The 13544-nt window shown below is 66.7% G+C and carries 11 protein-coding genes; 6 read left to right on the top strand and 5 right to left on the bottom strand.

Translation table 11 applies throughout. From position 1 onward, the window contains the following. Positions 1–352 precede the first annotated feature (352 nt). Together DA1_RS03885 and DA1_RS03880 are read left to right on the top strand one after the other, a co-directional pair. Positions 353–844 carry a YjjA family protein gene (locus tag DA1_RS03885; protein WP_016446524.1) on the top strand — a complete coding sequence of 164 codons (492 nt, stop codon included), beginning with the start codon at positions 353–355 and terminating at the stop codon, positions 842–844. A 203-nt stretch (positions 845–1047) separates the two neighbouring features. Then, entirely contained in the window at positions 1048–1689 is a 642-nt protein-coding gene (locus DA1_RS03880) for a histidine phosphatase family protein (RefSeq protein WP_034390182.1), read from the top strand. A 50-nt stretch (positions 1690–1739) separates the two neighbouring features. On the opposite strand, the gene DA1_RS03875 is transcribed toward DA1_RS03880, so the two are convergent. The 5 genes from DA1_RS03875 to DA1_RS03855 all read right to left on the bottom strand — a co-directional run bounded on the left by DA1_RS03875 (position 1740) and on the right by DA1_RS03855 (position 7480). Continuing rightward, a complete protein-coding gene (locus DA1_RS03875; RefSeq protein WP_034390180.1) occupies positions 1740–3194 on the bottom strand; it encodes a CsgG/HfaB family protein in 1455 nt (484 codons plus the stop codon). 26 nt (positions 3195–3220) lie between these two features. Then, positions 3221–3883, bottom strand: a complete 663-nt coding sequence (locus DA1_RS03870; protein WP_034390178.1) for a hypothetical protein — start codon at positions 3881–3883, stop codon at positions 3221–3223. Between the two features lie 120 nt (positions 3884–4003). Next, positions 4004–5143 carry a hypothetical protein gene (locus DA1_RS03865; protein WP_034390176.1) on the bottom strand — a complete coding sequence of 380 codons (1140 nt, stop codon included), beginning with the start codon at positions 5141–5143 and terminating at the stop codon, positions 4004–4006. Then, the gene (locus DA1_RS03860; RefSeq protein ID WP_230590704.1) at positions 5134–6288 is read right to left on the bottom strand and encodes a hypothetical protein; all 1155 of its coding nucleotides are present in this window, start codon (positions 6286–6288) and stop codon (positions 5134–5136) included. Before DA1_RS03860 ends, DA1_RS03865 begins: the two co-directional genes overlap by 10 nt. Before the next feature lie 187 nt (positions 6289–6475). Further along, positions 6476–7480 carry a Bug family tripartite tricarboxylate transporter substrate binding protein gene (locus DA1_RS03855; RefSeq protein ID WP_034390173.1) on the bottom strand — a complete coding sequence of 335 codons (1005 nt, stop codon included), beginning with the start codon at positions 7478–7480 and terminating at the stop codon, positions 6476–6478. 236 nt (positions 7481–7716) lie between these two features. On the opposite strand from DA1_RS03855, the gene DA1_RS03850 reads away from it, so the two are divergent. From DA1_RS03850 to mgtA, 4 genes are all read left to right on the top strand, one after another. Further along, complete coding sequence (locus DA1_RS03850) at positions 7717–9591, top strand: lysoplasmalogenase family protein (RefSeq protein WP_034390170.1); 1875 nt, start codon at positions 7717–7719, stop codon at positions 9589–9591. A 251-nt stretch (positions 9592–9842) separates the two neighbouring features. Continuing rightward, complete coding sequence (locus DA1_RS03845) at positions 9843–10079, top strand: hypothetical protein (protein ID WP_012203161.1); 237 nt, start codon at positions 9843–9845, stop codon at positions 10077–10079. Positions 10080–10293: 214 nt separating this feature from the next. Continuing rightward, positions 10294–10704 carry a hypothetical protein gene (locus DA1_RS03840; RefSeq protein WP_034390167.1) on the top strand — a complete coding sequence of 137 codons (411 nt, stop codon included), beginning with the start codon at positions 10294–10296 and terminating at the stop codon, positions 10702–10704. A gap of 18 nt (positions 10705–10722) precedes the next feature. Then, positions 10723–13482, top strand: coding sequence for a magnesium-translocating P-type ATPase (mgtA, locus tag DA1_RS03835; RefSeq protein ID WP_034390164.1), 2760 nt, complete (start codon positions 10723–10725; stop codon positions 13480–13482). The last annotated feature ends 62 nt before the right edge of the window (positions 13483–13544 follow it).

The following is a 13544-nucleotide window of genomic DNA, read 5'->3' as shown; positions in this document are numbered from 1 at the left end:
TCTGCTCCCCTGTGGATTGATTGGAATGGCGGCGGTCATGCGACGCAGCAGCCCGGGCGCCGCAAGAAGCGGGCCATATAGGTGCGCCCCACTGTAAATAACTTTTACAGCTTGTTGAATTGATTTTTATACTTAAAAGCCATTTCCAAATAACAAGACCGCCGCCTGCGGCCCGCCATTGGCGTGCGGCCATTATGGACAGGCCAACGGCTTTGACAGCTAGTGAAAACGCGAAAGACCGCCACGGCCTGCTCTGGCAAAGGTTTGCAATCGGGCACAGGTCTGCGCCGCACGGCGTGCTAATTTCAGGCCCTGTATCGAGCCTGCGGGTTGCCGCGGAAAGGAAGCATCCATGAAGACATCCATTGCCAGCGCACTGCTATGCGCCATGCTGGGCCTGGGCGCCCTGCCTGCCCAGGCGTCGGGCCTGGGCGACTCGCTGCGCCAGGCCTCCGGGCTTGGCGGTGACAAGGCCGCCGCCAGCAGCGAAGGCGCCGGCTCCGGCCTCGGCGGCATGCTGGGTGCGGGGGCAGGCGGTGCGGGTGCGCTGTCCGCCCTGGGCCTGAGCCCCTCGGCCACGGCCGGCAATGCGGCAGGCGTCATCTCCTACTGCATGAAGAACAACTACCTCAATGCCGACAAGGCTGCCCAGGTCAAGGACCAGTTGCTGGGCAAGCTGGGCATGCAAAAGCAGGAAGAGCCCAAGGACACGGGATTCCAGAACGGCCTGGGCGGCCTGGTCACCGGCTCCAACGGCAAGAGCTTCAGCATCGACAAGCTCAAGGGCGACCTCAAGGAGAAGGCCTGCGACTTCGTGCTGGACAACGCAAAATCGCTGATCTGACCCCCTGAGCGGCTGCGCCGCTTCCCCCTTCTCGCTTCGCGGAGGGGGACGACGCCTTCGGCCGGGCGCCCCCGCCGCGAGGCGGCTCTTGCTCGGCGTCCCTGAGTTGGGCCGCGCCAGTTTCAACGGTGGCGCGCGATGCAGGCTTGCCTGGCTTGCGGGACAATGCCTGCTCTTTTTGCAGCACCCCACGCCAGCCCCTCATGCAAGCCACGCGCATCATTGCCATCCGCCACGGAGAAACCGCCTGGAATGTGGACGCCCGCATCCAGGGCCATCTGGACATTCCTCTGAACGACATGGGACTTTGGCAGGCCGCCCAGGCCGGCAAGGCCCTGGCGGGTGAGTCGGTGGCCGCCATCTACAGCAGCGACCTTCTGCGTGCCTATGTCACGGCCGAGGCCGTGGCCGCAAGCACGGGGGCGACGCTGACGGCCGACAAGGGCCTTCGCGAGCGCTGCTTCGGCAGCTTCGAGGGCCAGACCTTCAACGATATCGAGGCGTCCCACCCTGAGGATGCGCTGCGCTGGCGCAAGCGCGATCCCGAGTTCGTGCCCGCAGGCGGCGGCGAGTCGCTGCTGATGCTGCGCGACCGCATCTCGGCCACGGTGAACCGGCTGGCCATTGGCCATCCCGGCGAGCAGATCGTGATCGTGGCGCATGGCGGCGTGATGGATGTGCTCTACCGCCTGGCCACGCACCAGGAAGTGCAGGCGCCACGCACCTGGGCGCTGGGCAACGCGGCCATCAACCGCCTGCTGTGGACGCCCCAGGGCCTGGGCCTGGTCGGCTGGGGCGATGTGCAGCACCTGGAAGGCGGTGCGCGCGACGAGGTTTTCAGCTGAGCACCCGCACGGGGAAAGGCGCCGCAGCGCACCTCCCCGCCGCTTGTCGCTTACCAGTTGTCGTCGTCCTTCTTGCCGACCGGGGCATCGGCCTCCTTGGCGGGCGAGGCCGCGCGGCGTGCTGCGGGCGGTTGTGCAGCACGGGCCGGTGCGGCCTGGGGCTCAGCGGCCGCGGCCGTATCGCCTGATGCAGCCTGTGCGGCCAGCACCGGCGCGGCGGATGCCTTCAGCACCTCACGCACCTGCAGCCCGCCCGGTGGCAGGTCTTCCATGCCGCCGCGCATGTTCTCCAGGTGGCCGTAGGAGAGGTTTGGAGTCACGCGATCGACCACCAGTTCGCAGCACGGTGACTCCAGGCGCCCCAGGCTTTGCCCGGTCTGCGGGTCCTTCATCTCCTTGCCCATGGCCACCACCTGGTAGCGCGCGCCCTCCTTCACGGCCTGGCCGCCCTGGCTCAGCACCACGCTTTCGCCATCGCGGGCGACCACGGTCAGCGGAAAGGTGCGCTGCAGGATGGAGCTGACCACGCCGGCGACCAGCGCATCGCTCATGTCGGTCATGACCTTGTTGCCATCCACGCCCGCGCCCAGCGTGGTCGGTGCCGTGGAAGGGACGGAGCCGCGCAGCGAATCCGAGGCCGTGACCTGGCGCGTGGCCACATTCACCAGCTTCTGCGACAGGGCCCAGCCGCCCGAGTAGCTCACCAATTGGCGGTCACTGGTCTTGAGCTGGCGGGCATGGCGGTTGTAGGCAAAGCTGCTGACGCGGGCGCTCCACACCAGATCGGCGCTGGCAGCCTGGGACAGCTTGGCCAGCTCGGCACTGGGCGCCTGGCCCGTGGCGATGATGGCCAGTTCCTGCTCGATCTCGGGGCTGAATTCGCGGTCCAGCACGGCAAAGCGGCCTGTCTGCACCAGGGCGTCGCTGATGCGTTGCCTCAGCGTTGCACCCACCTCGGCGGCGGAAACGCTGCGGTCGCCCATGGGCAACGAGGCCTGCTCGAAGCGCATCGGCCCGACCACGACCTTGATCTTCTGCATCTCGGCCGAAGGCTTGAACTTGGAGATGCTGGCCTTGATGGTGTACTTGTAGCGCTTGGCCCAAGGCTTGGGCTCTTCCAGATCCACCACCTGGACCGACTGGATGACGCCACCGGACTTTTGCTTGACCACCTCGGCGAAGGCGCTGGCGCGCAGCGAGGCGGCGTCCTGCCCCAGCGCCACGTCGAGGCCGTACTTGGCCGTGACCGAGGCGGACTGGATCACCGCGCCATTGACCTGCAGCAGCGCCATCTGCAGCGCCTGCGCCATGGCTTCGCCAGGGGACTGGCCCAGGCCGGTGACCTGGACCTCGACGGTCTCCAGCCTGCCCACGTCGGGCACGGGCGGGGCGACGCTTTGGGGTTGTTCAGGCGCGTCGGTCCTGGGCTGCTCGGACGGCTTGTCGCCACAGCCGGACATGGCGGCGCAGGCAGCCACGACGGCCGCAATGATGCGGATACGCATAGAAAGTGCTCCTTGCCTGTACCGGATCACAGCTTGAGCGTGCCCAGCGCGGCCGTGGCGTCAGCCGCATTGGCCGGCACCTCGATGTCGTTGGCCCGCGCGAATGCAATGGCCGTCTGCACAGTGCTGAACAGGTCGGAGGCCGAGCCGGGGAACTTGGACACCACCCAGGCCGCGGAGGTGAGCTTGGTCAGTTGCATGGGGTTGGCGCTTTGCAGGCTCTTGCCCATGACCGATACATCCTTGCCCATGCCGGCGTACTTCACGCTGCCGTTGACCAGGTGCACCAGCCCCTCGGCGAAGGTGGCCTTGGAGGCGGCATCGAGCACGGGCTTCTTCGCCATGGACTCGGCAATCGCGCCGCTGGTGTCCGAGACCACCTTGTTGCCATCGCCCAGCGCGCCGAGGGTGGCGCCATCACCCAGGCTGTCCGCCGTGCTGGCGGCGCTGGCGGCCTGCTCCTTCAGGCCCAGGGCCGTGGCCATCTTGGCATTGGCGCTGAGCACCTCCTTGCTGGCGCCCACATAGCTGCGCACCAGGGCGTCGCCCTGGCCGGCCACGTCGGCAGAGCCGCTGCCGCCCATGAGCTTGCCGACACCCGGGATGGAGGGCATGGAGAACTGGGCCTGTGTCAGGGCGGGGCTGGCCATGGCGGCGGCAACGGCGACGGTGGTGAAGAGCTTTTTCATGGAGATGGACTCGGGTTGCAGCAGTCCGTGAACGCGGACGGCGAAGATAAAAACGAGGAAAGCGAAAGAACGGAAAAAAGGTCCGGCTGCATGGCAGCCGGACCTTGGAAGCCGCAGCGCTCAACGCAGGCCCAGATTGGTGACCTGGCTGGTGAGATCGCGGGCCGCGTTGTTGGCGGCCAGCTTCAGCGCGTTGTTGCGCGCCTCATCCTCGGACGGGCCGGTGCCCGCGTACAGCACGGGGCCGACGGCGGCAATCGTGTCGGGAATGGTCTGGGCGATGTCCAGGATCTTGGCGTTGACCGTCACGCTCACGCGCATCAGGCCGGTCTGGGGATCGGGCTCGCCCATGCCCACATCCAGCGTGCCCAGGGCGATGTAGGGAATCTGCGCCGTGCGCATGCCGGCCACCATGGCCGCCAGCGTCGAGGGCTGCAGGTCCATGCCGCTCTTGTAGTCGTTCTCCACGGCCGCGACCTTGAAGTGGCCGCCCGTGTAGGGCTCCACCATGGCAGCCTCTGACACCTTGAAGCCGGCCTTGGCGAAGTTGGAGGAAAAGACCTGGGACAGGTTGGCGCTGGGGATCACGCGCCAGGTGGACTCGGCCGAGCGTCGCGTTGTGCTGCCGCCGGTCTCGGAAGTGCGGCTACTCTTGACCGAGGCAGTGCCCGAGGTCGCCGTGGAGGCATTCGTGCTGATGCGTCCGCCACGGATGGATTCACCCTCGCTGCCCTTTTCGGAAGCGCTGACCTGGGCCTTGACGTCCTCGGTCTCGTCCACGCGCTTGTAGACGCGGTCATCGAAGGACTTGGTCGTGGCCACCTGGCGCGAGACGAACATGAAGGCCAGCGGCGACCGGCCTGCAGGCCCGCCCCTGGCCACGGCAGAGTTGGCCTTGACGGCATTGCGCAGATTGGCCACGTTCAGCGCCACGCGCACGGAGACCGTGTACTGCTTTCTGTCGGCGTTGTCCTCTTCGCTGAGCACGGTGTGCTCAAGGATGTAGCGATCGGGGTTGGCCAGGATCTTGTCGCGCACGGCGTCGAAATTCTCGGCCTCCGACTGGCCCGCTTCGGCGTAGTAGAACTCCACGGCCTTGAGCTGGGCCGCCATCAGTGCACGCTCCTTGTCCTGCGGGCTGACCTTTGAATCCTGATAGCTGACCGAGGCCTTGCCGCGTGCCTGCTGCACCTGCGCGCCCGCACCGGCCGCGAACAGCGCCATGGAAAGGCACAGGAGGATTTTCTGGATTACTTGCATAGATTCATCAGGTCTTTTGTTTTGACAATTTGCGCTTCGATGTCGCTCTCGGCAGCAGCCGACTTGAGCCAGTCATTGCCCTTTCCAGCCGCCACCGTCTCGGCCAGCTTCACGAAAAGGCCGTTGAGCGAGTCATAGAACGCCGGAAAGTCATCGACATGGGTTTGCGTGGAAGGCACCACCTTCACTTCCGCGTTCTTCAGCGAGGCGCCGAGAAACACCGGCCCATTGGGTTCCTGGATGCGCATATCGGCAAAGGTGCCGTAGACATAGCTGGTGCCGGCGCTGGATTCCTTGAACTTGAGCTTCTTGAATCCCTTGAAATCGACGCTGATGGCGTAGTCGGCACTGGGCAGCTGCAGCGTGTAGACCTCTCCGTCAAGCACCTGCATGCGCATCACATTGCCCACGGCATAGCCCATGGCAAAAGGAATGATGGGCACACCAATGCGGCTGGAAATGGCCTCGCCCACGATATCGGCAGCCCAGGTCTTGTGCACCTGCGGGTCCTGCAGATAGCCGGGCAGCATCTCGGCCATGGCGGCGGGAATCTGGATATCGGTGACCTGCAGGAAACGCGGCGTCTGCGAGGGCACGGTGGCCGTGGCCAGCACCTGGGCAAAACGGCCGAAGATGCCGGGCTTGCCTCCCGCGCCTTCGTATACCTTGGTCACGCGCTCCATGATTTCCTCTTGCGACGGCTCGTGGCGCAGGTTGTCGATGAAGGCAAAGCTGAGCGGATACGAACGCACCGCCGTCATGGACTTGAAGTCGAAAAACAGGGCCTGTCCACGAATCAGGATGAACAGCTTGCGCACGCCGCCAAAGCTTTCCACGGAGACCGTCTCGGAATTGAGCACCAGAGAAACCACCAGGGCCTGGTCGCGCCCCTTGAGCTCATCGATGGGATTGGTGGATATCTGCAGATGCTGTGCAGGCGCCTGCTGCACGAATGCCAGTGCCCGCGCATAGGCACTGTGCCCGGCGGCCTTCAGGCGGCTCTCATACTGCTTTGAATAAGGGAATCGCTGCTGCTGCGAACTGGCGTCGCCCGAATAGGCGACTCCCGCAAAAGTGACATTGGGCCGGTCCTCGGCCATTGCAGCGCCCGACGCTGCAAGCGCAAAAAGCCAGAGCCATGCCATGGCCCGGCGCATGATTTTCTCCACCCCCACACCGCCCCCTTAAAAATGTAAGCGGAGGGTAACAGATTTCACACACCAATACGTGGCACTCGGCTCACAAAGGCGACTGCAGACAATGCCGCCGATTTCGCCGGTCCAGTCTTCATTCAATGGAAAAAAACGGTCACCCGCTGACCGCCAGCGCGGCCTATTCCACCTGGATATTGGCGGACTTGACGATCTGCGTGTAACTCGCCTTTTCCTTTTTCAGGAACTGGGCGAACGTGGCCGGCGTGCCCGAGCCGGGCGTGGCGCCACTGTCCTGCAGGCGCTTGCGGACCTCGGGCAGCTTCAGCACCTCGGCCAGTTCGGCGGCCAGGCGGCTGACCACGGGTTCGGGTGTGCGGGCGGGGGCGAACAGGCCGGTCCAGGCTTCCAGCTCGAAGCCCTTGAGATCGGGCGCCTCCGCAAAGCTCATCACCTCGGGAATCACGTCGATGCGCTGTGCCGAGGTCACGCCCACGCCTTCCAGCTTTTTCTGCTGCACCAGCGGCGTGGCGCCGGTGGTCATCAGAATGCCCAGATCGACCTGGCCGCCCATGACCTCGCTGGTCACCTGGGCCACACCACGATAGGGCACATGGACCAGGCGGATGCGGGCGCGCTCCTGCAGCCGTTCCATGGCCAGGTGCAGCACCGTTCCCACGCCCGGCGTGGCATAGGTCAGCGCGCCGGGCCGGGCGCGGGCCATGCTGATCAGCTCGTTGAGGTTGTGCACCGGCAGGCCAGGGCGGGCCACGATCACCATGGGCGCCACCGAAGTCAGGCCCACGGGAGCCAGATCGCGCTCGGCGTCATAGCGCACGGAGGAGTTCACCAGTTGCGCAATGCTCACCGGCCCGTCAAAGCCCAGCAGCAGCGTATAGCCATCGGCGTGCGAGCGTGCCACCTTGCTCACGCCCAGCACGCCGCCCGAGGCCGGCACGTTGTCCACCACCACCGACTGGTGCAGCCGCGCACCCAGCTTTTCGGCGATCAGCCGTGCGGTGGCGTCCACATCGCTGCCCGCGCCAAAGGGCACGATCAGGGTGATGGGCCCGGCTGCCGGCCAGGGCTTGCCCGCGCCCGGCGCGGCATGGGCGGCGGGTGCAGCGGCAAGGGCCGCAGCCAGTGAGGCGGCAGCCGATAGCAGGGAGCGGCGGGACAAGGGCATGGGGCTTGGGCATGCAAGGCGCATGCCGGCAAAGGCGGTGCGGGCTGGCGATGGCCTGCAGGGCAAGCACGTCCAGCGCGTGGAAAGCGGGCGATTCTGCCATAGGGCGCAATTTTCCTGCCACGTGCTTGCCATGAAGCCCCATTTATTGCAATCCGTTTCAACCCTTGTGATTCCGTGTCCTAGGGTTCTCGCCTAAGGCGCTGCCCCGCCGCCATGCCCAGAATCGGCTGACCATGCTCTCACCCAGCCAAGTCATTGTCTTCGCCACGCCTGCCTTTTTGCTGCTGATCGCGCTGGAATGGGGCGTGAGCCTGTGGCGCGGGCGCAATGCCTACCGGCTGGCCGACGCCATCAGCTCCATCAGCCTGGGCATGCTCAGCCAGACCAGCGCCGTCTTCACCACGCTGCTGCGCGTGGGCCTGTACACGCTGGCCTTCGAGCACCTGGCGCTGTGGCGCAACGATGCCTTCTGGACCAGCATTCCCGGCTGGCTGCTGGCCCTGCTGTTCTACGACTTCTGCTACTACTGGCTTCACCGCATGGGCCACGAGGTGGCCGTGCTGTGGGCAGCCCACGCCGTGCACCACCAGAGCCAGGACTACAACCTGTCGACGGCGCTGCGCCAGACCAGCTCGGGCGCGCTGCTGGGCTGGCTGTTCTACCTGCCCATGGCGCTGGCGGGCGTGCCGCCGCTGGTGTTTGCCATCGTGGGACTGATAGACCTGCTCTACCAGTTCTGGGTCCATACCGAGCAGGTTCGGCGTCTGGGCTGGTTCGACCGCTGGTTCTGCGCGCCCAGCAACCACCGCGTGCACCACGCAGTCAACGACGCCTACCTGGACAGGAACTACGGCGGCATCCTCATCGTCTGGGACCGCATGTTCGGCACCTTCAAGCCCGAGGACGACAGCGAGCCCTGCGTCTACGGCACGCGCGGCCTGCTGCAAAGCTGGGATCCGCTGTGGGCCAACGCCGTGGTGTACCGGCAACTCATCCATGACAGCTGGCATGCGCGGCGCTGGAGCGACAAGCTGCGCGTCTGGCTCAAGCCGCCCGGGTGGCGCCCTGCCGACGTGGCGCAGCGCTTTCCCAGGCCGGCCTTCGACTTGGACGCGCACCGCGTGCTCTACGCACCCGACATGCAGCGCAGCCTGCGCTGGTTTGCGGGCTTGCAGTTCGTGGCGCTGATCGCCGGGGTGTCGCTGTTTCTGTGGCATGCCGACCAGTCCTCGACGGCGCGCAATGCGCTGTGGTTTGGCGTGCTGCTGGCCTGCCAGTGGGCACTGGGCGCGGCCATGCAGGGGCGTATCAGCCTGTGGCTGGCACTGGCCATTGAGGCCGGCGCACTGGCCACCGCCACCGCCGCGCTGGACATGCTGCACTGGCACTGGCTGTTCAAGCCGCTGACCATGGTCTTTGCGCTGATCGCCGTCATGCAGCTGTGGCGCGGCAGCACGGCCTTCTCGGCACTGGCGAAACCCGCGCGCGGCGCCTGCTGGCTGGCCGCGGCGCTGGCGGCCTCGATGGCGGGCGACGTGTTCCTGATGCTGCCCGATCTGTTCATCCCGGGCCTGGCCAGCTTCCTGCTCGCCCACCTGGCCTATATCGTGCTGCTGCGCCAGGACGCACCCTGGTTTGCACACCGGCCCTCGCTGGCCGCCACGCTGGCCCTGGGCGCGGGCATGTATGCCGTGCTCTGGCAGGGCGGGCTGCCCGCCGCGCTGCGCCTGCCCGTGGCCGCCTATGTACTGGTCATTGCGCTGATGGCGGCCCAGGCCCTGGGCCGCGCCAGGCACCTGGGCGGCCAGCCCGCCTGGACCGTGGCCATCGGCGCCTGCCTCTTCATGGTCAGCGACTCGCTGCTGGCCATCAACCGATTTGTGCAGCCCTTCGACGGCGCGCAAGCCGGCGTGCTGTCCACCTACTACGCGGCGCAACTGCTGATCGTGCAGGGCTGGCTGGCCCGTGGCGCATCGACATCAGGGTTGACCCGAAGCAGCTCGCAAGGCACAATCGAGGGATCGCATTTTCAGGAGTCCTCCGTGGACAGTGCCAGTTCAACCAGTGACAAACAGCGCGCCGCAATGGCTTCGCTGCTGGCTGACTGACCGACTCCTGTGATGGGAGCGGCCATGTCGGTCGGCTTCCATCCATTGCTGCGTTTCCCCTTGGATCTTCGCGCCGCCCGGCGCTGCAGTGGCGCTTGGCCTGCATCAGGCACGCCGCTCCTGCACCGAAGATTCCAATGGCTGTTGATCACTGACCGCGTGCCCGTGTGGCTGCCATCGAGCAGCACCCGGCCCACGCTGCTTGACGGCCCTGCCTACGGCGGTCTTCCTGGTTCGCCAAGGAGAAAGCCATGTCCACACCGTTCGTCCGCCCCGCAATGCAACGCCTGCAGCCTGCCACTGCCGCGCCCTGCCCCGGCGCCACCGGTACGCGCGTGGCTGCCTCCCAGGCAGCAATGCAGGCCAAGGCACAGGCACAGATGCAAGCCCAGGCCCCTTCGGCCATGGAGCACGCCATGCACCTGGACCTGCAGACCCACTGGCCCACGCACCGCATCCGCAGCTTTCTGAGCCTGCAGCCGCGCTGAACGCGCGCCGCAGCCTTGTCCGCCCCATCGTCAGAAAGGAGTTCCCCCATGGACCCCGATCCGAGTCGATCTTGCCCTGACCCCTCCGATACGGTCCGGCCGCACATGCCTGCGGCCCTTCCGCCTCATCCCAAGGCCCCGGCCGGGAGACCCGCGCACGTCCATTGATGGACAGATGGCGGGCTTCTTTCGGCCGCAACGAAAGAAGCCCGCCATGCAACACGTCATCACCGCGCTGCGCACCACGCCGGCAACCACGCCCGCCACAGCACCCGTCTCCACACGCGCCAGCCACACCTCCCGCGCCAGCACCCTGCAGCTGGCCCTGCAAGCCGCCATTGCGGCACGCCATACCGGACAACTGCACGCCCTGCTGCAGCAACACGGCCCCGGTCTCTTCGCCCCTGCCCTCGTGGCGCTCACGCAGCGCCAGCAGGCCGACGTTCTGTCCCTGCTGGCGGCGCAGGAGCGCGCCGAGGTCTACCGCCACCTGCCTGCCCATGCGCGTCGCCAATGGCTGCAGTCGGCCACCGTGACCCGCCCGCCGCTGCGCCGCCGCCTGCTGTGCGCCTGCCAGCGCAACTGGCACTGGCTGCGCGCCACCCTTCGTTCGAGCCAGGCCTGAGCCGCCAGGGAGGTCACCATGAAAAGCCTCAAGCACCTGTTCCAGGCATTTCTGCGCAGCCGCCACGCCCTGGGGCTGTTCCGGCGCAATGCCCTGCCCTCGGGCACGGCCGTGCACCACTCGTGCTCGGTATCGCCGACCCTCACGCGCGAGCTGCTGCGCGCCTCGCGCGATGACATTGCCGCCGTGCTGGCGCGCACCGGCTCCAGCGAGGACGGCCTGACCCGCGAGCAGGCCCGCGCCGCGCTCGCACGTCTCGGCCCCAACGAGGTCGAGCACGAAAAGCCGCTGCCCGGCTGGCTGCACCTGTGGTACTGCTACCGCAATCCCTTCAACCTGCTGCTGACGCTGCTGGCCGTGGTCTCCTACGCCACGGAGGACATGAAGGCCACGGTCGTCATCGCCTCCATGGTGCTGCTGTCCACGCTGCTGCGCTTTGTGCAGGAAGGCCGCTCCAACCGCGCCGCCGCGCGGCTCAAGGCCATGGTCAGCAGCACGGCCACGGTGCTGCGCCGCAATGGCGGCCCACCGGCCCCTGCAGATGCCGACTCCGCAGATGCCCCGCACAGCGGCTTCGGCCAGCAGGCGCGCCGCTACGAGGTGCCGCTGCGCGAGGTCGTACCCGGCGATTTCGTGGTGCTGTCGGCCGGGGACATGATTCCTGCCGACTGCCGCGTGCTCAGCGCCAAGGACCTGTTCGTGAGCCAGTCCGCCATGACCGGCGAATCCCTGCCCGTGGAAAAGCGCGCCGACGCCAGTGCATCGAATGGCACCGGCGTGCTGGACGCCAGCAACCTGCTGTTCATGGGCACCAACGTGGTCTCGGGCACGGCGCTGGCCGTGGTGCTGGCCACGGGCAACCGCAGCTATTTCGGCACCATTGCCACGCGGGTGACCTCCAACGACCGCGCGCCCACGGCCTTCGAGACCGGGGTCAACAGCGTCAGCTGGCTGCTGATCCGCTTTGCGGCCGTGATGGTGCCCGTGGTGCTGTTCATCAACGGCTACACCAAGGGCGACTGGGCCGAGGCCTTCCTGTTCGCGCTGTCCGTGGCCGTGGGCCTGACGCCCGAGATGCTGCCCATGATCGTGACCTCCACCCTGGCCAAGGGCGCCGTGGTGCTGTCGCGCCGCAAGGTCGTGGTCAAGCGGCTGGACGCCATCCAGAACTTCGGTGCCATGGACGTGCTGTGCACCGACAAGACCGGCACGCTGACCCAGGACCGCATCGTGCTGGAGCGCCACACCGACGCCTTCGGCCAGCCGTGCGACGAGACGCTGCGCTTCGCCTACCTCAACAGCCACTACCAGACCGGCCTGAAGAACCTGCTCGACCATGCCGTGCTCGAGCATGTGGAGCTGCACACCCAGATGCGCCTGGCCGAGGACTACCGCAAGGTCGATGAGATCCCCTTCGACTTCGAGCGCCGCCGCATGTCCGTGGTGGTGGCCGAGCGCGGCCACCACCACGAGCTGATCTGCAAAGGCGCGGTCGAGGAAATCCTGGGCGCGTGCACCCGGCTGCGCGAGGGCGACGGCACGCGCCCGCTGGACGAGGAGCAACTGGCCCGCGTGCGCCGCGTGACGCGCGAGCTCAACCGCGAGGGCCTGCGCGTGGTCGCCGTGGCCATGAAGGAAGTGCCGCCGCACAAGAGCGACTACGGCGTGGCCGACGAGTCGGAGCTGACCCTGATCGGCTACATCGCCTTCCTGGACCCACCGAAGGAAACCACGGCCGAGGCGCTGGCCGCCCTGGCCGCGCACGGCGTGGCCGTCAAGCTGCTGACCGGCGACAACGAACTGGTGGCCGCCAAGGTCTGCCGCGATGTAGGGCTGCCCGCAGACCACATCATCCTGGGCACGCAGATCGAGCACATGAACGACGAGATGCTGCGCCAGACGGTGGAACGGCACCAGCTGTTCGCCCGGCTCACGCCGCTGCACAAGGAGCGCATCGTGCATGCGCTGCGCGCCAACGGCCACATCACCGGCTTCATGGGCGACGGCATCAACGACGCACCGGCCCTGCGCGCGGCCGACATCGGCATCAGCGTGGACAGCGCCGTGGACATCGCCAAGGAAGCGGCCGACATCATCCTGCTGGAAAAAAGCCTGATGGTGCTGGAGCAGGGCGTGATCGAGGGCCGGCGCACCTTCAGCAACATGCTGAAGTACATCCGCATGACGGCCAGCTCCAACTTCGGCAACGTGTTCTCGGTGATGGTGGCCTCGGCCTTCATCCCCTTCCTGCCCATGCTGCCGCTGCACCTGCTGGTGCAGAACCTGCTGTACGACCTCTCGCAGATCGCCATCCCCTTCGACAACGTGGACGACGAACTGGTGCGCCAGCCGCTGCGCTGGAACCCGGCCGACCTGGGCCGCTTCATGGTGTTCTTCGGGCCCATCAGCTCGCTGTTCGACATCCTGACCTTCGCGCTGATGTGGTTCGTCTTCGCCGCCAACACGCCCGAGCAGCAGACGCTGTTCCAGTCGGGCTGGTTCGTCATCGGGCTGCTCACGCAGACGCTGATCGTGCACATGATCCGCACGCCCAGGATCCCCTTCCTGCAAAGCCGCCCGTCCTGGCCGCTGCTGCTGGCCACGGCGGCCGTGATGGCGGCCGGCATCTTCCTGCCGATGGGGCCGCTGGCCGGCTACTTCAAGCTGCAGGCGCTGCCGGCGGCCTACTTCCCGTGGATGATTGCCATATTGCTGGGCTACGCTTGCCTGGCCACGCTGCTCAAGCGCGTCTACATCCGCCGCTACGGCTGGCAGTGACGCACCCTTCAACGCCTCTTTCAACGCCCCTTCAACCCATTCACCAGGAAAGCCCGGAACCC

The organism is Delftia acidovorans NBRC 14950 (assembly GCF_001598795.1).
Lineage (GTDB): Bacteria > Pseudomonadota > Gammaproteobacteria > Burkholderiales > Burkholderiaceae_C > Comamonas > Comamonas acidovorans.
This window is presented reverse-complemented; position numbering and strand designations above follow the sequence as displayed.